At 67.7% G+C, this 19,411-nt stretch carries 13 protein-coding genes and 3 pseudogenes; 5 read left to right on the top strand and 11 right to left on the bottom strand.

The genetic code is table 11. The annotated features are described in order from the left end of the window. Window positions 1-136: 136 nt before the first annotated feature. Window positions 137-688: a GNAT family N-acetyltransferase gene (locus tag ABD353_RS29735; RefSeq protein WP_344626781.1), complete on the bottom strand. Its 552-nt coding sequence runs from the start codon at window positions 686-688 to the stop codon at window positions 137-139. Between the two features lie 1,653 nt (window positions 689-2,341). Between ABD353_RS29735 and ABD353_RS40580 the strand changes: the two genes are divergently transcribed. Then, window positions 2,342-3,076, top strand: a complete 735-nt coding sequence (locus ABD353_RS40580; RefSeq protein WP_425555282.1) for a LysM peptidoglycan-binding domain-containing protein — start codon at window positions 2,342-2,344, stop codon at window positions 3,074-3,076. A 179-nt stretch (window positions 3,077-3,255) separates the two neighbouring features. Here the strand turns inward: ABD353_RS40580 and ABD353_RS29725 are convergent, their stop codons facing one another. Continuing rightward, window positions 3,256-4,584, bottom strand: a complete 1,329-nt coding sequence (locus ABD353_RS29725) for a WD40 repeat domain-containing protein (protein ID WP_344626779.1) — start codon at window positions 4,582-4,584, stop codon at window positions 3,256-3,258. A gap of 30 nt (window positions 4,585-4,614) precedes the next feature. Beyond that, window positions 4,615-5,370 (bottom strand): annotated as a pseudogene (locus tag ABD353_RS40575) (WD40 repeat domain-containing protein); the annotation flags it as partial. Between the two features lie 444 nt (window positions 5,371-5,814). Here ABD353_RS40575 and ABD353_RS29720 point away from each other — a divergent pair. Both ABD353_RS29720 and ABD353_RS40570 read left to right on the top strand, forming a co-directional pair. Next, the gene (locus tag ABD353_RS29720; RefSeq protein ID WP_344626778.1) at window positions 5,815-6,054 is read left to right on the top strand and encodes a hypothetical protein; all 240 of its coding nucleotides are present in this window, start codon (window positions 5,815-5,817) and stop codon (window positions 6,052-6,054) included. Window positions 6,055-6,499: 445 nt separating this feature from the next. Next, window positions 6,500-7,083 (top strand): annotated as a pseudogene (locus tag ABD353_RS40570) (transposase family protein); the annotation flags it as partial. 94 nt (window positions 7,084-7,177) lie between these two features. Here ABD353_RS40570 and ABD353_RS29710 read toward each other — a convergent pair. From ABD353_RS29710 to ABD353_RS29685, 7 genes and pseudogenes are all read right to left on the bottom strand, one after another. Then, a complete protein-coding gene (locus ABD353_RS29710) occupies window positions 7,178-8,422 on the bottom strand; it encodes a neprosin family prolyl endopeptidase (protein ID WP_344626776.1) in 1,245 nt (414 codons plus the stop codon). Window positions 8,423-8,915: 493 nt separating this feature from the next. Then, entirely contained in the window at window positions 8,916-9,401 is a 486-nt protein-coding gene (locus ABD353_RS29705; RefSeq protein WP_344626775.1) for a hypothetical protein, read from the bottom strand. A 108-nt stretch (window positions 9,402-9,509) separates the two neighbouring features. After that, window positions 9,510-9,857 (bottom strand): DUF1036 domain-containing protein, encoded by a 348-nt coding sequence (locus ABD353_RS29700; protein WP_344626774.1) that lies wholly within the window; start codon window positions 9,855-9,857, stop codon window positions 9,510-9,512. Window positions 9,858-11,114: 1,257 nt separating this feature from the next. Continuing rightward, window positions 11,115-12,698 carry a S53 family peptidase gene (locus ABD353_RS29695; RefSeq protein ID WP_344626773.1) on the bottom strand — a complete coding sequence of 528 codons (1,584 nt, stop codon included), beginning with the start codon at window positions 12,696-12,698 and terminating at the stop codon, window positions 11,115-11,117. Between the two features lie 162 nt (window positions 12,699-12,860). Further along, window positions 12,861-13,193, bottom strand: a pseudogene (locus ABD353_RS40565) (transposase); the annotation flags it as partial. Between the two features lie 681 nt (window positions 13,194-13,874). Further along, window positions 13,875-14,282, bottom strand: coding sequence for a hypothetical protein (locus ABD353_RS29690; protein ID WP_344626772.1), 408 nt, complete (start codon window positions 14,280-14,282; stop codon window positions 13,875-13,877). Window positions 14,283-14,293: 11 nt separating this feature from the next. Next, window positions 14,294-14,803: a replication/maintenance protein RepL gene (locus ABD353_RS29685; protein WP_344626771.1), complete on the bottom strand. Its 510-nt coding sequence runs from the start codon at window positions 14,801-14,803 to the stop codon at window positions 14,294-14,296. Between the two features lie 1,179 nt (window positions 14,804-15,982). On the opposite strand from ABD353_RS29685, the gene ABD353_RS29680 reads away from it, so the two are divergent. Together ABD353_RS29680 and lepB are read left to right on the top strand one after the other, a co-directional pair. Further along, window positions 15,983-16,402 (top strand): SCO4402 family protein, encoded by a 420-nt coding sequence (locus ABD353_RS29680; protein ID WP_344626770.1) that lies wholly within the window; start codon window positions 15,983-15,985, stop codon window positions 16,400-16,402. An 829-nt stretch (window positions 16,403-17,231) separates the two neighbouring features. Beyond that, on the top strand, window positions 17,232-17,876 hold the full coding sequence (lepB, locus tag ABD353_RS29675; RefSeq protein WP_344626769.1) for a signal peptidase I: 645 nt from the start codon (window positions 17,232-17,234) through the stop codon (window positions 17,874-17,876). A 704-nt stretch (window positions 17,877-18,580) separates the two neighbouring features. Here the strand turns inward: lepB and ABD353_RS29670 are convergent. After that, window positions 18,581-19,330, bottom strand: a complete 750-nt coding sequence (locus tag ABD353_RS29670; RefSeq protein ID WP_344626768.1) for a hypothetical protein — start codon at window positions 19,328-19,330, stop codon at window positions 18,581-18,583. Window positions 19,331-19,411 lie beyond the last annotated feature (81 nt).

The following is a 19,411-nucleotide window of genomic DNA, read 5'->3' as shown; positions in this document are numbered from 1 at the left end:
CCTTCCGGGGCCGAAGCCCCTGATCAGGAGTGTCCGTCAAAGCGGATCAAGCCCAGGTGACACCAGACGCAAGCGCGCCGAGGCACGCGCGACACCGCGTCATGCGAGCTCACCAGTCGCAGGCCGTGGCGGCGCGTCATCGACGGGCTGCGCCCTGTCCCTGCTCTGGCGGTGCTTGATCGGCGAGGTCGAGGCGCCAGTTGTTGCTGCGCATCAAGGTGCCGCTGCCCGGGGGGTATTCGAAGTCGCAGGCGTCGATGAGGGTGAACCCGAGGCGGTTGCAGAGCGCGTTCGAGGGGGCGTTGTCGACCGACGGGAAGGCGTGCAGGCCCCGGGGTGCGCCGGGTCGGCGTGCGGCCTCACGCACGATGGCGATCAGGGCGGTGCCGGCTGCGGCGGCGAAGCCGCGGCCCTGGTAAGGCGGTAGGACGTTCCAACCGGTTTCGTAGACCTGTTCGCCTTGCCAGTCACGCTGGTGGTAGGCGATGCTGCCGACCATTTCATCGTCGAGCAAGATCGCGAACATGCAGCCGCGGCCGGTTTCGGGCATGGCAAGGTAGCGGCGGTGCCGGTCGAGTAGTTTCTCCTCCGGTTCGGGCCCGCCGACGTGGTGGCGCATCTGCGGGGTGTTGATCCGCCGCAGCAGGCCGAGCGCGGATTCCGACCACGGCTTGAGGTGCACGTCCATGCCGCGCAGCCTCGCAGGTCTCGGCATCATCGGGCATCTCATTTCCGCTCGACGTGGGATGCGAGACGGTTTCACCGTTGCCTAGTCGCCGCCCAACAACGGTCACTCTTCGTGACTGCCCGGTCTGGCCGCCCTCGAATACGCATCACCCTGACATGCGAGCTCACCAGTCCCGGAGACCTTGTTGTCCTGGTGGGAGGGTTGCTCGCCGAGTGCGGAGGACCCGAAGCTGCGGGTGACAGGGGCGAGGCTGGCGCAGGGCGAGGTGGGCGGCGGTCGGATGCCGCTCGCGTCGCCGACGTCGATCAGGATGCGGGCGCTGGTCCGGCACCGGCGCCGGTGCCGGGCATGGAGTTAAGGATCTTGGGCAGCGGGTGCTCGTCCGGCAACTCCTGGTTTCGCTTCTCCGAAAGCTTGTGCTGGTTGAGGACGGCCGTAGCGAGCCGGCCAGACTTGGCACGATCAGTGCGGCCGCCCCGGCGGCCGGGAATGATCGCAGTCTGCGCACCGGGCGCGCCGGGGATGGCCTCCACCCGCCTGGGCCGGCACCGCTGGGTCATCGAGCTAACCGGCGCCTGACTCGGCGGCTTCCGCCGGCTCCACCGCCGCTACGAGCGTAAGGGCGACTCGCTTCGCCGCCCTCATCTGCCCCCCGGGGACTCTCAAGTGAGGTGACTTCTTGGTTCCGGAGGGGTCCTTGCGGCCGGTCTTGGCCCGGCCTGGGCGTCGGCTCGCAGGAGCAGCCGAACCACAGGACTTGCAGCAGCTTGCCGAGGTCGGCCCCGGTCGCTGGTCCGGCGTCGATGGCAGCCTGCAGATGGGTTGGATCGCAGTGCGGTCACTGCGGCGGCAGGGTCGTGAACTGACCCCAGAGCGATTCTGTCAGCCGCAATGCAGCACAGGCACAGGTCTCCGTTGATCATGGAGCAGAACAAGGCCTGAGGGGAGGTTCGGTCCGAGTTTTGGCGGGATCGCTCAGTCGACGGTGAGCTGCCCGGGGATGCGGCCGGAGGCGCGGAGCTCCTGCAGGTCGGGGAGCTGCGGTCGCTGCGCGACCCGAACGACACCCCATCTGAACGATGACGACGCCGGAGAGGGTCGGGGAGGAGCGGGCGCGGCATTGGTCGCATGCGACCGACCCTGCTCAAACCGCTGCTCTCATCTGGGCTATCAAGGGAGGACGTCTCCAGTTAGGACACGTAGCGTCGCCAGGTAATGACGCTACGCAACTCCTTAGGAGGGTTGACCATGTCACGGAAGCCGGGACGGGAACACATACTCGCGGGCCGCCGAATAGCCCTGGCGACTGTCAGCAGCTTGGCCGCAGGCTCCATCGTGCTCTCGTCGGGCTACGCAGCCTTCGCCCAACCGACGCCGACTCCTTCCAGCATGCACACCACCCCGTCGCCGACACACTCGACTGCGACGCCCAGCCCGTCCCACACCACAGCCTCGCCTACACCTACGCACTCGACGACATCCCCGTCGCCCACGCACACGACGGCCTCGCCCACACCGCCGTCCACCCCACCTTCGGTGGCGCCTCCGTCGTCCGCGTCCCCTTCAGTAGCCCCGCCATCGCACGTGCCGGCATCCCAGCCGCCCTCGGTGCTAGGCGAATCCACCGGCCCCGTGTGCATCACACATGCCGTTGTGAGCGGGGACACGCTGTGGGCGATCGCCGCCCAACTCCTGGGTGACAGCAACAGGTGGCCTGAGATTTACGACGCCAACCAAACGGTGATCGAAGCAGCTGCGCGTGAGCACCCCCGCCCGCCGGTGTTCGGGTCGAGTGACCATGGCCACTGGATCTTCCCGGGCACGAGGTTGACGATCCCGGGTGCCAGCTGTGCACCGGCCACTCCGAGCGCCCCGGCCACTCCACCGACTACCTCGACCACTGCTGGCGGAGTATCGGATGAAGAAGCATGCAAGGCTCTGGGGGGAATTCCGTCCGAGAATGAGAGCGGCTTCTTCTGCGGCAGATTCGTCACGCTTTCCCCGCTGGAACATCCTTTCAGCCCGGGAGAACTGGATCAACTGAAGTTCGCGGACGATACAGTGGGATGCCTCGGGGACCTCGGTGGGGTTGCCTCCAAGTGGGGCAAAGCGCTCACCGACGCGGGGGAGGACGTCGTCGACGTGGTCCTCTTCATAAACGGGGTCGCTACCTTGAAGGGGGACCTAGAGACCTTGGCCGAGAAGCTAGAGACCTTGGACCTAAAGTCAAGCGACATAGTGCAGATCGTCACCAAGGTCAAGGACAAAGCGTCAGGTGATATAGCGAATGTCGTCTGGGACCTTGCTGGGTTGGTGCCAGAGCTACCGGGTGTGGGTTGCGTCAAGCTCTTCTACAACCGCGCCGTAGCATTCGGCCTCATCGGATAGCGCTGGCTAGGACAGCTAGGCGACTGTCAGCCCCGGCGTTGCCCGGCTCGTCCGAGCTTGAGGCGGCTGACGCCGGCGAGTCCGAGGAGCAAGACCAACACGGCCCCTGCGGATCTTGGAGCTTTCCCTGCTCCGAGTTTCACAGGGCCGTGTTCGTCTTATCTGCTGGCACCGAGCCTCTAGAACGAACTGCGGTGGGGGGCGCCGGTCGTCCAAAGGCGCACCGTTGCGTCCATACTGCCCGTCGCGAGCAGGTCCCCGTCAGGCGAGAACGCCACAGATCGCACCGCGGAGGCATGGCCATTGAGGGGCTTGCTGGGAGTCATATGATCCGTCGGGTCCCATAGCCGGACCGTGCAGTCGTCGCTGCCGCTCGCCAGCAAGCGTCCATCGGGTGAAAACGTCACTGACCGCACAGCGGAAGCATGACCGGCGAAGAGCTGTTCACTTCTGCTGTCCATGTCCCACAGTCGCAGTGCCCCATCGCGGCAGCCAGTCGCCAGCAGCCGCCCATCCGGGGAGAACGCCGCTGCGAGAACCGTGCTCTCAAGGCCCACCAGGCGTCCCACGATCTGCCCGCTAGCCACGTCCCATAGCCACACTGTCCCGTTGGTGCAGCCAGTAGCCAGCAGCCGACCGTCAGGTGAAAACGCTACCGAAGAGGCCACCTCGCCCTGAACGCCATCGATTTCCGCAACAACCTTTCGCGTGTGGGAGCTCCACAACCGCACGACCTTACGGTCCCCTACGGCAAGTAGCTGCCCGTCGGGCGAAAATGCCAGGCAGTCCGCAAAACTTGCCGGGCGCTCACCAACTAGTGTTCGGGTGACTGGGTCCCAGAACTGCAGTCTTCCATCTCGATAGCCAGTGGCCAGGAGCTGCCCGTTCGGCGAGAACGCCACCGAGAGCACGGAGCTGGTCTGGCCCTCGGTGATGGCACTGATCATGGTGCCGGTTTCGGGGCTCCAGAACTGCACCGCTCCGTCACCGCACCCGGCAGCTAGCAGCCGCGCATCCGGGGAAAACGCCACGGACATGACCAGACTGCGGAGGTCAAATGCAGGAAGCATCAGTTGCTTCCCCTGGTCGATGGCATGCCTGAGAGCCCTGACGGCAAGCGGTTCCTTGAGCCTCGGCGGGCGCCACGAATCGTCCCTGGCGTAGACCTGGGCCCTGTAGTCATCACTGCTGGTCGCCAGCAGGCTGCCGTCCGGCGAGAATGCCAGTGAGACAACTGGAACGTTGTCGTCGGACAGGGGTCCGCGAACGGGCTTTTCAGTGGCTACATCCCACAGTTGTACGGAACCGTTCGCGCAACCGGCGGCCAGGAGGCTCCCGTCTGGTGAGAAGGCCACCGACAGGACCTCGGTGACCAGGCCGGGAAGCATCTGGTAGCGCTCCCCATTCCAGAGCATCAGCCCGTTCCCGGTGCCACCAGCCAGCAGACGACCGTCCGCCGAGAACGCAAGCGCATGAATCTGGCTATCACCGACGTCGAACTCGCTCACCCGTCCGAGGGTGTTCAGGTCCCACAGTCGCACGATCCCGTCATGACCAGCGGCAGCCAGATACTTCCCGTCCGGTGAGAACGTTGCCGAGAAGATGAGGCCTCCAGGGTCCCCCAAGGTGCCGAGCGGAGCACGTGCGCCTGGATGCCAAAGTTGCACCGTCCCATCATGGTGACCCGCTGCAAGCAGGTTGCTGTCCCTTGAGAACTCCACCGAGAAGACCTCGCCGGCGTACGCAGCGAGAGGATGGTCGAGAGGGGTCTGGGTGACTGGATCCCACAGGCGCACTGTCCCATCGCGGCCACCACTTGCCAGGTACTGCCCATTCGGCGAGAAGGCCAGCGACAGAACCTCACCATCGTGGCCGCAGTGTGGGCCCCCCATCGGTGTACGGCTCGTCGGGTCCCAGAATCGCACTTCCCCATCATCGCTACCTGTCGCCAGCACGCGTCCGTCTGGCGAAAACGCCACGGACAAGTACCGCTCCCGATGCGGGAGGCGCCGTTTCGTAACGGGGTTCTGGCTGAGGGGTCGACTCACTACAGAGGAAGGCGCCGCCTCTGCTGGCAACAGCGGTTCCCCGACATGCCCTTCAGCAGCAGGGGCCACGGGCCGTTCCAACGCTCGCGGCAAATCTGTAGGAGAAGCGGCCTGGCCAGGGACGACCGCCCTTCGCCGTGTCGGCCTTCGTTCGGTGATCTCCTGCCACCGCACCCGCCATTCATCTAGCTCAGGTGACCGGCGGTCCGGCGGGGCGCAGTCCACACCGTACTCATCCCAGGACATCAGGGTGCGGACGAGCCACAGCAGCTTGTCCAAGCCCACGTACTTGGCGCCGAAGGCTGAGCTCTGCGTCGCAATCGGCAAGGACGCCCGCTCCCGTACGAACAGCTTTCGCGCGCGCTCCTCGATCACACGGAGGGACGGGTTGCCGCGTTGCACGCGCAGGCGGCTAAGGCGGTCCGCCTGGTCCTGGAGTCTGTCGTTGTAGGTGCCGCCTGCGTCGACTGCCATTCCTGCTGTCCCCCTGGTAACTGGTGCTCAGCAGGCTAGGGCTCTGTGCGCCGAACAGCACCGAACTTCCCCGAACAGCCCCGTACAGCTCTCTCTGTGCGTGTGATGTTCGGCCGAACACTTTGCCTGTACAGCGGTTGCTGTCGGCTGATCAGTGTTCTGCGGATTCGTTCAATCGCTGCAGGTCAAAGCCATTGCTAGCCTCAAAGTTGGGGCATGACCACCAGCCAGAACTCGCAGCCGACTACCACTCCTGAACCGACCACACCCTCGACCGGCCAGGAGCCACCGTTCCTCACCCTCCACAGCACCGTCGTCCTACTCGTGGCCGTTGCCATTGGCTTCGTCATCGGTGTCTTGACCGCACTCACAAGTGCTCCTCCCGCCGCCGCGGTCATCGCTGGAATCACCAGCGCAGGCGGCAGCATCCCCGCCTTGCGCACCCTCATCCGATGAACGGCAGCGTGCCCCGGGAGCCGGCCGGTCGCGGGGCACGCCGATCGAAACCGGAGCAGCCGCGTGACCGGGCCCGTGAGAAGGTCCTGCTATGAGACGACGGCTAGCGGGCCTGCGGCACCGGATGGTCGGCGATGAGGTCGAGCAGGTGGGCCAGGTCCTCGCCTTTGCACCAGCGCTGGAGCTGGCCACGGTCGAGTAGTCGGACGTTTGTACGGGCTGCCCACCGCACAGTGGCCCGGTCCCAGTGGCCTGTGGAGACCATCATCCATAGCGCGCCGGTCGGGGCGCCGGCGGGCGGGACGCCGACCGGGCGCAGCACCGCGGCAGTCTCATTTTCCGCCGTGGGTGTGCCGCGGACGCAGTGCAGGCCGATCGGGGTGCCGTCCCCGGTGTGCTGACCGACCAGGTGGATGGCGTCGCCGACTGGGATTTCCCGGACGTTTACGCCCTCGCTGTCTCGCGCAAGCGGCCGATCCCCACCCGGGCAGGCGTCTTCCAGGCCAGTGTCCTCGCCCACGGCCTGCCGAAACGGGCCTGCAGCGACTGTCCGCCGGTCCGGAAGCCAAAGGCCGCCGCTTTCTACGACTGGGCCCAGGTCGACATCGACACGCCGACGGACGGCCCGGCTACTGGTGGCTGCTGATCCGGCACAACCGGCGCACCGGCGAACTCGCCTTCTACCACTGCTACTCGGCCCACCCCGTCCCGCTGAGCGACCGCATAGGAGGCCTTCCAAGCAGCCAAGGGCCTGGCCGGACTGGACGAGCACCAGGTCCGCCGCTGGACCACTCTGGCCTCGCGCCCGCCTTCCTCACGGTCACCGCCGCCGTTGAACGGGCCAGCAGTGCGTCATCACCCGAACTCGCCCCGCTCACCTGCGGCGAGATCCAACGGCTGTTCACCGCCCTGCTGGTCCAGCCCGTCCGTGATCTCGCACACCGACTGTGATGGTCGGCATGGCGTCGCCGGCACCAAGCCCGCGCCCGCACCAGCCACTACCAGCGACCGGCCGCTCTACAGCCATAGAGGGTTCGTGTCCCCCTGAGGCCCGGGTCCATCCGGCTCTTCGGGCTTCCGGGTCGTCGCGGCCCGGAAGCCCGAAGGGCTAGCCGCCGGCGGGTCATTCGCAGTTGGTCCCGCCCGGTCCGCCGAAGAAGAAGTACTCGTTCCACGGCGGCGCCGCGTGGCCGACCGCGGTGGTGAAGCACTTCGGCGACGGCTGCGACGCGGTCAGCGACGCCGACTGGGCGCCTCCGCTCACGCCGAAGTAGTAGACGTCGCGCTGGTAGGCCGCGAACTGCCAGCCGCTGCTGGCGAACGCGCCGCTCCCCATCGGCGGCCACGCCGTGATGTCCACGACCTCACCGCCGTAGTCGATGTCCACGGCGTTCCTGGAGAGCTGGCCGCCGCCGAACAGCGAACCCCGGTAGTAACCCACCGCATTGCTCGCGGTGGTGCCGCCGAGATAGAGCCACCAATTCCCACCGGAGAAGTACCAGGTCACCTCGACCTCGTACTGCGCGCCGCCCCAGACGCTCGACGGGCTCAGCGTCCCGCCGATCGCCCAGGCGGAATTCGTCTGGGTGAACGCCGAACAGTCGAGGTTGTAACACCCGGTGTTCTGGTAGCCGTCCGCGGTCCAGTAGATGAACAGGACCGGCTGGGTGGTGCCGTATTTGCCCGGATAGATCTGGGAACCGCATTCGACGGTCTGGACCGGCGAACCGCCGGCGTACCACTGCTGCGAGAGCGAGAACACCTGCGACCCGATGTTGGGGTCCCAGATGTTGACGAAGCTGTGGCCGCCCAGATTGTCGACGACCTGGAACGCGTGTGCGTACTTGTGGACATTCGCCTCGATGGCGGCCGGGCTCAGTCGGGGGTGGCGTCCCGTTCCCTCGGGGACTTTGTGAAAGAAGTCCCTGAGGGTGCGTCCGCGGGCCAGTTCCTCCAAGGTGACCCGGCGCATGGGGATCGTGCCGGGCGGGCACGACATCGGGTTCCCGAACTTGTCCAGCCGGTCCGACCGCAGTTGCGGCTGCACCGGCAGGGCCGGTGCCTCACCGCGCGGGGCAGGCTGGGGTGGCGCGTCGGGCGGGACGGCCGGGCCCTCGGCGCCGCCCCTGAGCGAGGGCTGATCCTCGATGGGGACACAGTCGAAGATCTGCCCGTTGTCGTCGACGAAGCTGTGCGGGACGTCGACACCTGAATAGAGACCGAGAATGTGCTGCCGCATCGCGGCGAATTCGTCCTCCCCGGCCGTCGCCGAACGCGACCTGCGGGTGAATTCATCGTGCCGGGCCGAGGCGACGTCGTCGATGAACTGGGCGAAGCTCGGGAAATTCGTGCCGTCCTGGGGTGCCATGACCGAATGCTCCTCCGCGGCCGTGCGCGGGTGCCGGTCACGGCACGTGGCGCACGGACGCCACTGGACTCGGTGGGATTTTCGTGACGGTCGGTAGCGGCCGTCGCTATCGGTGAAACCTCGTTCTTGAAGATTCCACAATGGTGATCCCGAACGGTCGCCGGATCACACGTGGGGATACCTCTCGGGGACATCCTGGTTCCCGTGGCCTCACCCTCGGCTATACCATAACTCCGGCCCGTACCGCTTTCCTGTCGGGCCTTCGAATCGTGGAACGTGCAACCGATTCCCGAGAGGTGGAATCCGGCGCCGGAGCCGATTCGGCCGTCGTTCCGTGGGCTTTCGGGGTGCACGCCGGCGGGCCGGCCCCGCCCCGGCGGGGGGGGGCGACCCGAGGGGGTCCGCTCAGGCGGTAGCGGTGGGGATCTTGGCGGCGAAGGCGGTCGGGACGCCGCCCACGTCGTCGAAGCCGAGCTTGCCGGGGCCGAAGGCGTCAACGGTGAAGGCCTTCCTGGTGCCGGCGGTGATCTGCCAGACGGTGTTGCTCCCCGGGGGAGAGCAGCATGGTTCCGTCGGCGGGGGTGGCCTTGGCCGCGGCCGACTTGAGCCACTCGCCGGGGGCGCCCTCCAGCGGGCGCTTGTCGTGGCCGAGGCCGGTGAAGTCGGCGTAGGTGAGCGGTACGGCGAAGCCGCCGGCCATCACGTACACGCTGGCGTCGGCGCCCGAGGCGTCCTTCACGACCGTGCCGTTGGCGATCTGGTGCACCGCCGCGGTGCCCAGCCACTCATCCGGCACGCCCATCAGCGAGCGGGTGTCGCAGCCGTTCGCCGTCCACTCCAAGGCCGAGATGTGCACGGCCGCGCCGTTGAGCATCACATACCGGGCCGGGTCGTCGCCCGGCTGACCCATCACCACGGTGCCCGTCGGCAGGATCGCGGATTGATCCCAGAGCGATTCCGTCAGCCGCAATGGCAGCACAGGCACAGGTTCCGTTGATCACAGAGCACAACAAACTCTGTGTCAGGATCCTGCGCCTGTGCTGTCGATCGCCTAGCTGCGCGGCCTAAGGCCTTGCAATGCGGATTTTCACGTGAGGTTGACCGTGGCCGTCCATGGGAACCAGGCGTTCGATGCTGTCACGAGCCGCATCCCTACGCTCTGTCCTGGATCGACTCCGAGGTCCCAGCACCAGTCGCTGAAGGCGTTGAGGGGCAGGGTGACGGTGTACGGGCCGCTCCAGACCCTTCCGTCGTCCGACTCGGCGTAGAACGTGGAGTAGTTGTTCGTCGTCCAGAGCGGGGTGGCCGACTTTCCGGGTTCGATCCGGAACCATCCTTTGGATGCCCAGTTCGATCCCGCGTCGCAGCCCTCGGCGTAGTAGCCGACGGCGAGCCAGACTCCCGAGGTGGTCTGGTTACTGTACTGAAGCCACATTTTTCGTCGTCACTCCTGCCCGAATCCGGCCCGCAGGCGGGCTGCGAGCGGCTCCTGGGGCGCCGGCCGAGTGGGTGCGGGCGGCGGGACCGCTCCCGGCCGCTCGGCGGCGTCTGCGGGGGTCTGCTCGTCGTGACCTGCGGAGTAGTCCGCGATGATGTCGTCGTGAATGCGGAGACTGTCCGGTCGGAATGCGACGGGCTGGTCGAGCTGGGGTTCAGAATTGGGTGGCACAGTGGTTCTCCTTTCGTGGGATCACACTTACGGCGCACTGTAATCCATGCACACCATCAGTTAGATCGTAGACATACTTATCTGGCCGACATTAATCCGTTAGGCGTAGAGCCTGCGGAATTAATAGGACTGGACGCCGAATGCTGGACACAGGCCGTGCGGCTTCGGTCGGGGCAGCTGCTTGCGTGTCGGGCGCGGTCCCGCATGCGAGGGACTGCGGCGCCCGAGGCGCTGTGGCACCGGCTGGCGGCGTAGCGGTGGCATCCGCGGAAGACCACAAGACAGGCCTCGCGCTCGCCGGTGAAGCTCTTACGACCTTGCCGGCCAGACGATGCGAGCATAGATCGGTCACGGAGCTTTTTCAGGGTGGCGCGCCGATCGGGTGATGGCCGGGCGGTGTCGGCGGCAGCGAGATGAGCGAGGTTCTCCTGTAGTTGAGTGAGACATCTGACGTCTCAACTCGATGACCGGAGAGCCTTGCTGGCTATCTGTCTCATTTGACCTGCCGCACGCGCCTGCCGAGCGGACTGGCCGGCTACAGCGGAAAGCACCTCCGCCGTGGAGTGAGCCTGCGGGCCGTCACGGGCTTCGAGGGCAAGACCGTGTGGGTCTCTCGACCGCTGGGCCGCACCCCGATCTGGCCGCGGCCTGCAGACATCGGATCGTCGCCACCTGGACCCGCTTGCGGATTCCGGCGCTCGCGGACCTGGCCTGCACCGGAGCCGGCCCTGGCGTCGCCGTTCCGGTCCACCGCCGGCCCACATGCGAACCGACCGCGAAGGAAAGGTCGCTGAACGGGCCCAGCCCGAGGCTCCGCTGCCCGGTCGAACGCAACGTCGCCGCCGTCAAGCGCCGGCGTATCTTCCGCCGTGCCCTAGCAGCCCCGGCCGGCTCACGTCAGCGGCCAAGGCCGTCCTCACCCCGGAGAGGCAACGCCAAAAGAGCTCGTTAACAGAGAGTGCCCGCAGGTGACGCCTTCTTTGCGAAGGGCAGCACCTGCGGGCTGTCGCGGGCCCTTGAGTCTCAGGACACGCTGATGGTCCTCAAACGCTCAAGCAGTTCGGTGCCGTCGGGCACGCCGAGCCCGGTACAGGCGTCCCAGCCGGGGCCCGCCTTGAAGGCGCCGATGTCGCCCTGCGTGATGTCGCGGAACCCGGAGGGGCTGTGGCCGGCCGTCGCGCCGTCGTAGAGCAGCGGCTGCAGCAGGCCGAGCGGACGGCCGAGCGCCTCGGAGAGCCGGCAGGCCAGTGCGGCCCACAGGGGCGCCACCGCGCTCGTACCGCCGATGACCATGGGCTGGCCGTCGACCAGCACCCGGTAGCCGCTGCGGGGGTCGGCGGTGGCGGCGACGTCGGGGACGCCGCGGAGCGGGGTGGGGTGGGATCCGTTGGGGACGCCGACGTTGGCCTGCCACGGCGGCTGCTTGTAGAACTTGCTGATGCCGCCGCCGGAGGCGGACTTCGGGCCGTTGTTCCACACCCGCTCGAGGGTGACGTTGCCGGTGGCCGGGTCGGCCTCCAGGTAGGTGCCTCCGCAGGCGAGCGTGCGGGAGCTGGAGGCCGGGTAGTCGGTGTGCGGCAGCCCGTCGCTCTCGCCGTCGCTGCTGCCGTTGTCGCCGGCCGCGACGCAGACCGTGACGCCGAGGGCTGCGGCGTCGGCCAGGACTTCGTCGAAGACGGCCCTGCCCTGCTCGGTCCAGAGCTCTTCGTTCAGGCCCCAGCTGTTGCTGACCGCGGTGGGGGTGGGGGTGGCGTGCACGGCGGCGCTGAGCGCGTCGGCGAAGCCCTGGTCGGTGTTGGGCGCGAAGTAGACGACCTGGCGGGCGCGGGGTGCGAGCGCTCCGGCGACCTCGATGTCGAGGAGGACCTCCCCGTCTACGCCGTCCGGGTTGCCCTCCGGGTTGTTGCTGCCTTCGCCGACGCCGACCGCCGTCACGCTGGGAGTCGGTGTGATGCCGAGGTCTGAGAAGTACGTGTCCAGGTCGTCCTGGGTGTAGCCGCCGCCCAGTTCGAGGATGGCGAGCGTCTGGCCGCTGCCGTCGGTGTTCGGCGGGAAGCGGTAGATCTTGCCGAGCTCCACGGGCGTGTAGCTCCTGTGGGCGGCGGCCGGCTTCAGCCGGTGGATGTGGGGGCGGGCCTGGGGGCGGTCGTCCATCCCTAGCACTGCCACCACCACGTCCTGCCAGTGGGCGGGGATCCGCAGATCACCCTCGCGCTGGCGGTGCTCCACCATCTCCCGGGTGGCCGGGTCCAGGCTCTGGACCAGGTCGAGCGACTGCGGATCGGCCACGTGGCGGAGCTGGGCGAGCGTCCCGCGGAGCTTGATCCGCCGGGTGGCCTGATCGGCCTCGAGCACGTGCAGGCCGTGCTCTTCGGCGGTACGGCGGACGAGGTCGATGTCGGCCGGATCGGCGCCGTAGCGCTCGGCCAGCTCCTGGCGGCTGATGGTGGCCGGACCGTTGATCAGGTCCTCGGGGATCTCGGCGCGGCGACGCAGGACGAGGGTGATGTCGATGGGCTGGGATTCGTCCACATCCCCCGTGCGGCGGGCGTCCGGGGCGGCCGCCCGCTTGCTCCCGGGGAGAGAGACCATTCTCTTGGCTGTCATACGGAAAGTGTTCTCAATGAGACACCGTGTGATAAGCCGCCGAACGGTTGATTGCACACCGACAGGCTGCGGCGGGGGCGACGACCACCCCGCCGAGCTGTATTCGGGGCACTGCCGGGCGCCCTTGAAGTTCCTGCCCGTCGGGCCGCATAGGAAGGCGAGCCGGTCGGTGCAGCCCTCAGCGGAGAACACGTCGGTGCAGAGCACCTCGCGTCCGGCCCCGGCGTTGACGCCGACCGCGACCAGGCAGTGCACGCTCACCACTCGGCCGCCCTCACGGACCTTCCGGGTGGACGCGTCCGGCCGCACGAATGTGTACGGGCCGGCGCCCAACGGCTGCATCCGGAACTCGGCCACGCGTTCGCCGAAGTACGGTTCATGTCGCCGACCTGGGATTTCGGCAGCCGGGTCATACTCAGGCCCTTGGCGATTTTCTCCACCCGCGGGTAGAGACGCCGAGCAGGCAGCTGGTGGCGCGCGTTCTCGAAGGGCCATCCGATGACCGTCGCACTTCCAGAGCAACCCACCCTGCAAGGCGCGCCGCCCCGCTGCAGCACTTCCCTGGATGCAACCGGGGCGGGGGTGGCCGGGTGTGTATGTCCCGACCACCCCCGCCCTGCCGGCGCTGCCAACAGAATGCGGCCCGTGGGGGTCCGGTCCTGCAGATGCGGCAGCGCCCTGCTCGCCCTGGTTGAGGCGCCTACTCACACCAACGAAACTCCCCCGCGCCACGATACGGGCGGAGCGCCGGTGTCCTGCTGACGGGTGATCGGCTCCCTGCACACTCAGGTTCCCCCGGATCACCCGAGGGGGTGACCCGGAAGCCGGGTCTGAACTTCCGTAAAGCCGGCAGAGGGGGCGCTACCGCCCAAACGGTGTTCCCGCCTGGACCTTTCCTCACCGGCCCGGTCCGGACAACCCACAATCAGACACAGCGGCGAGTACGACGGAAGCGGGGCGCCTTCCTCTGCTCGGGCTCGGCGCCCACGCTTGAGCAGAACCGCATATCGAGTGAAAGCTTCATGAGTGGATCTTCGGACAGATCTCAATCCGCCCGAACCTGCACGTGAGCGAGGGGAACATCCGCTGAAGGACCTTTCAGGCTCCTTTACAGGGCCTATCGGCGGCGACGATCACGTCGCGGCCGCCGAATCGTTCCTTCGCATCTTTGTCTTGTCAGACAGCGACAAGTTTGGGTCGCCCGCCGGCACGCGGCGGCTGCTTACGGTACAGCGGGGCGGCGATGTCGGGCAGCTTGCCCTCGCGCACCTGGGCGGCCGCCGCACGCAGCGACGCCTCCATCTCGGCCTGGGAGCCGTACTTCGCGATGAAGGGGTGCAGGCGGTAGCTGTGGCCGCGGCCTTCACCGCTGCGGATGACGAGGTTCCGGTCGACGAGGCACTTCATGCCCCGGCTGACGGCGGACTCGAGCAGGCCGAGCTTCTCCGCCATCTCGACCTGGCTGTGATTGACCTCGCCGCCGGGGGCCTGGAGCTCGGACATGATGCCGAGCACCGCGATGGCCGAGGGCGTCAGCTTGAGGCGGGGAATCATGCCGAGCACGCCGGACGGGGTGATCTCCACGGGGGTCCTCCTCAGCTTTCGTGGGCGAAGTCGTCGGGGCCGATCGTATCGGGGAAGTCACTGGCGAGCTCTTCCGCCCTGACAAGGGCGAGCACGCTGTTCTGCTCGTCCCCGTTCCCACGAAAGCACAGCCGGGGGTTCACGTCGTAGAGGCCACGCTTCTTGTGTCGGCGAATGTAGTTCAGCTCGCAGAGCCGGCCGATGGCGCTGTTGACGCTGCTGCGCGCTACGCCGAGCTCGCCCGCCATCTCGACCTGGGTTTGCTGGATCCTGCCGCGGTCCTGGGAGCCCATCATGTGCAGCAGGACGGCCACCTCCACCGGGCTGAGCCGGTGGGCGACGATGCACCGGGCGAGGACCTTGGCGAGGAACCAGTTGCTCGTCAGGGAGTAGCCCATCGAACCGGCCATGTCGTGCGCGGCGCGGCGGGGCCGGAACCTGACGGTGACTTCCTCGACCGACGCCGCGCCGGGCTGGGCGGCGATGTCCACGGCCAGCTGCTCGCCGAAGCGGTCGAGCATGCTGACGAGTTCGGGCTCGGCTGCTGGGCGGACCGGCCTGTTCCTGGACGGTGTCCCGGCGAGACCGGACTGTCGTTCTGCTCGCACGCATGCCTCCGTGGCGCTTGGTCGGCACGACAGTACCGGAACTTGCAGATGGCTCGAACTTTTCGTGCGGCGCGTCGCAAGTCTTGTTCGCAGGACGCGACATCCGGGGCTACCGATCAGCAGGGCCGACGGGCATCCGACAGGAAGAAACTTGCGGATGGCCCGAAATCTCCAGCGATGGCAGGGAAGCCGGGGCTACTGGCGGGAAACTTGACAGCCGCGGCAAGGAATCTTCGAGGTGGGCGCAAGTTCATGTCGGCTGTGCGCGACATCAAGGCTGGAAGTGTCCCCGGTCCGGGACACTTCAGATCGGCGGGTGCGGAGCAGGCCTGCCCTGGCGACTGTGGATAACTTCGGGGCATCCGCAAGTTCCGGCCCGGGGTGTCCGCAACCACCTGCCACACCAGAGGGCCCAGTGTCCGGTCAGACCGGACACTGCGTTTGGCATCGCTGCAGGTCAGAGCCCCTTTTTTCCCAGGGGTCTCTTACAAAAGAGCGGGACCTTCCCTTTCGGTCACATTTACAAGGGCCTGTCCGTCCGATATGCCGGGATCAAACGTTTCATCTCCACCAAGGGGCGGACACCTGGAGCCCCTGCACTCACGAATGGCCTGACCGGAAGAACCTTCGTCCTTCGTGTACAGCGGGGACGGCCTACAGATGGGGCCGGACCAGTCCGGCGGGGGCGGGGTCCGGAGGAGCCCCCGCCGGCTGACCGCGCGGCTGGAAGCCACAGCCCTGCCGCGGAAGGGCAATCGACCCGACGTCCGGCTGCCGGGAGCGTAGCGGGCGCGGCACTGCCGGATCGGCCGCAGGCCGATGCCCCGGAAGCAAGGCTTCACCCCGACTGAATCTTCCTGCTTCAAGGAAGTCGAGGCCACCGGCCCACCGCAGCAATCGTCAACTCGGGCCACGCAGATCACTGACAGAGGGAGGGTCCGGCCCGGTTGGAGGCCGGACCAGTACCGGAGGGCCTGAAACCCCAGACAACACGAGACCAGCGGAGGTCATCGGACGAAGCGCGGTGCGTGAGAACACCAGCGCAACGATTAGGAGCTGCCCGGCCGATCATGAGGTGCGTACTCTTGGCCCGTGATTGATCACGGTATTGCTCTGCCCTACTACCGCCTCCATGTCGTGCCTGCGGTTGTGGCGCTGGCCAGCCCGACATGGCAGCGAGAGGTGTGGCTCGATACGGATCAGTTCGAGGACCTTGACTACACCGTGCATGTGCTCTTCGACGACTTCTGCGATGCGAGCAATCCTCGGCCCTGGCTGGGGCAGTGCCTTCGCAGCGAGGAGGAAGTCGAGCTGATGGCGCGTCTCGGTGCGGCCTACAGCGCGGTACAGGACTCAGTCGGCACCGCTGCCGACGACGAGGTCTATCTGGACTCGCCAGGCTGGTCTGCCGTAGTTGCCGCAGCAGCCCGGCTGGCCCAGGTACTGGTGTCCAACGATCACTCGGCGTTGAGCAAGTCGTCGTTGGCGCTGAAGCCCGACCGGGATCGATGAGCGCCGAGCCGTGAGTCCCCGCCTCGCCGCAGGGCTGGTTTTGCGCTCCGGCCGGGCTCAGGTTCTGCAGCTGTGCCCCGGCACCCTCGGCGTGGCTGCTCCCGGTATCTGCGGTGCACACAGCGTCGCATCCCGCCGGGCGCCGGCCGCATTGGGGCGCCCTCATCGGACCGGTCTGCCTGCTCGGGCCGGGGCAAGGTGCGAGGTGTGCCAGCGGATGCCCGGGTCGGCGCGGTAGCGCTGGGTAGACTTGTCATGTACCTTGCGTAGCGGCGATGGGCAAAGACGAAAGCCGCCCCTGCCTCCGTGGGGGGAGCGTCGGGGCGGCCCTGGTCCCTCGCCTGGGCCCGGCTGTGTGTTCCGTGGGGGAGTGCCGGCCGGGTCCGACCTTTGACATACCCGTTCGAGCCCCGGGCCATGCCGACGAACGGGGGCGCCGGTGTCCGGCACGGCGGCGGTCACGGTTGGCCCCAGGTCTTGCAGGCGGGCTCGTGCCAGTTGGTCCGCACGACCATGCCGCCCGAGGAAAAGCGCTCGGTGGACCAAGTCCGGTAGCACCCGCCGCCCGGCCGGGCGGCGGGTGCTACCGGTGACCTTCCGGCGCAGATAGCGGGGGGCACCCGACCGGCGCCGTTAGCGGCGATGCCTGGTGGAGGGTGTCGTCATGCCGGAGGCCCTGCACGGCATCCCGGTCGGCAGCGGGCCCGCGATCACCTGTACTGTTCCCGGCGTTCCGGGCGATCGAGGCACGGAACCGAAAGACAGTCCGGGACGACGTCGTACGAGGAGCCGGAAGATGCCACGGCACGTGTGGGCACGCAGGTTCGCCATGGCAACCACCGCGGCCGGGGTCATCGCCGTCGTCGCAGCGATCGCCCTGGTCCTCGTCAACTTCACCTTCACCCGGCAGGACGACGAGGCCATGCGTCCGACGCTGGAATCCGGCAGCGTTCTCATCGTCGAACGGATCGGGCCGGAGGAGGTCAGACGCGGCGACCTCGTGCTGGTCAATGCGCTGACCTGGTCCCCCGACGGATACGTCGTGAGACGGGTGCTCGGCACCCCCGGCGACCAGGTGAAGGGCGACATCGTCGGTGGCGTGTCGGTGAACGGTACGTGGGTCGACGAGCCCTACCTCTACGAGGGATACATCCAGAAGCCGTACGACGTGAAGATCCGGCCGGGCAGGCTCTTCCTGCTCGGCGACCACCGCCACATAGCCGTCGACTCCCGGTCGAGCACAGACGGACAACCCGTGACGATCCCGGCCTCCCAAGTCCGCGGACGCGTCGTCTGGACCTCACACGGCCGACTCGGAGCCGGTCTCCCGCCAACTCTCCGTAACGCCCGCACACTCGCCGCCGGCGGACTCACGCTCACAGCCCTGGGAGCCGCCCTCTGGTCACGCCCCATCAAGCCCACGCGGCACCGCGAAGGACAGAACACGCCGGATGCTCCGCCATCCGCCACCTGACGGCCGAACCTGCCCTCACCCCTGCCCACGTTACCAACGGCAGACCGCCGACTTCCCGGCCGCTGGTCCAGCTACGGCCACACCCAGCTGATGCCCCGACAGGTCCGCGTACACGCCGCCAGCCGCGGCCTGCCCGGTGTCGGCCGAACCTCCAAATCGCTGCTTCCGAACGAGCACGGCCGCGTCGCCCCTGTGTCTGCTGGGGGCGCACCGGCTTCTCGTGCCTGGCCGCCACCATCACGCCGCGCCCGCCACATCCCTGCTGGGAGGCGACCGCCCGTGACCTCGACGAACTCGTCCGCGACATCGCTGGCGGCACGTGGGTGCCGATCACCTGGAAGGGCGAGCGCATCCTGCGCTGGGTCTAGGCCTCACGCACGGACCGCGACACCTGCATCGACAGCGGCGGCGAGCTCCTCGAGGAGGACGCCCGCGGCAGCCGCATCCCGAAGCAGAGAAGCGCAGCTGCGGGGCCGCGGGATATCGAGTGCGTCCGTACACGGGAGGAGCGCCACGGTGAGGCCTACGCCGCGATGCCGCCGCGGGACAGCAGCGAGTCCTTTCGACTGGCCCTGACACCATGGGCGGCTCCTACCCCCGCGCCCGGGCGAATGGCGCCGATCGGGTTGAAGTCAGCTCGGGGCCGGGGGCGCACCCCAGTCGATGTCGCCCCGCCCCGGACAGGGTCAGCGGGTATCTGACCCTCAGCAGGACGCGGTGGTGGAGACTCGGATCGACGTCCAGAGCATGGTTCCCTGCTGTGGGGCGAACTCGAGTTGCTGGGAGGTGCCGCCCAGAAGCTCGGCGCACAGCGTCCCGCTGGCGTTGACGGAGCCGTCCGCGTTCAGCAGCGTGATGGCGAGACCGAACTGCCTGGCAAGGCCGGTGTTCGAGTCGTGGGACGTCACCTCGGCAAGCAGGTCGGTTGTCGTCGTGTTGATCGGGTTGGCCGGGCTCAGGGTCACGCTGTACGCGCCGGCGGTGTAGGTGCGGGCCAGCAGCGCCCGTTGCTGGGGGCTGGCCGCTTCCGCACTGGCTGAGGCGGCGGCTTCGGCCTGTGCGGACTCCGAGGCTGCGGCTGCTGCGGCCGACGCTGCGGCTTGCGCGGCGGCCGAGACCTCGGCCGCCCCGGGGGGCGGTTCGGCGGGCGGGGCGGCCAAGACCTCGGCCGCCGCGGCGGACGTTTCGGCGGCCGTGTCGACAGGAGCAGGTGTGTCGCTGGGCTGGTTCGAGGCGGCCTTGACCGCGAACGGGAACGACCAGCATTGTCCTTCGACGTTCCCGTACTTCTCGGGATTGATGGGGAAGCTGAACGCTTGCATCTCCCCCGGCTGCAGGGTCCACGTGGACACGTGAGTGCCGGTACCGCTGCCGGTCACCACCGCTGTGCCGTTGGCCAGCACGTTCACCGTCTGCACAGTGCTGCCGTGGTTGGTGATGTCGACCACCGCCACCCGCGCCGTCAGCAGACTGCGAGAGTTGGGGCCTTGGTAAAGCTTGGTGTGCGAGCAGTCCACCACCGTCGCGCTGACCGG

It is taken from the genome of Kitasatospora arboriphila, from assembly GCF_039528095.1.
GTDB classification, from domain to species: Bacteria; Actinomycetota; Actinomycetes; order Streptomycetales; family Streptomycetaceae; genus Kitasatospora; species Kitasatospora arboriphila.
This window is presented reverse-complemented; position numbering and strand designations above follow the sequence as displayed.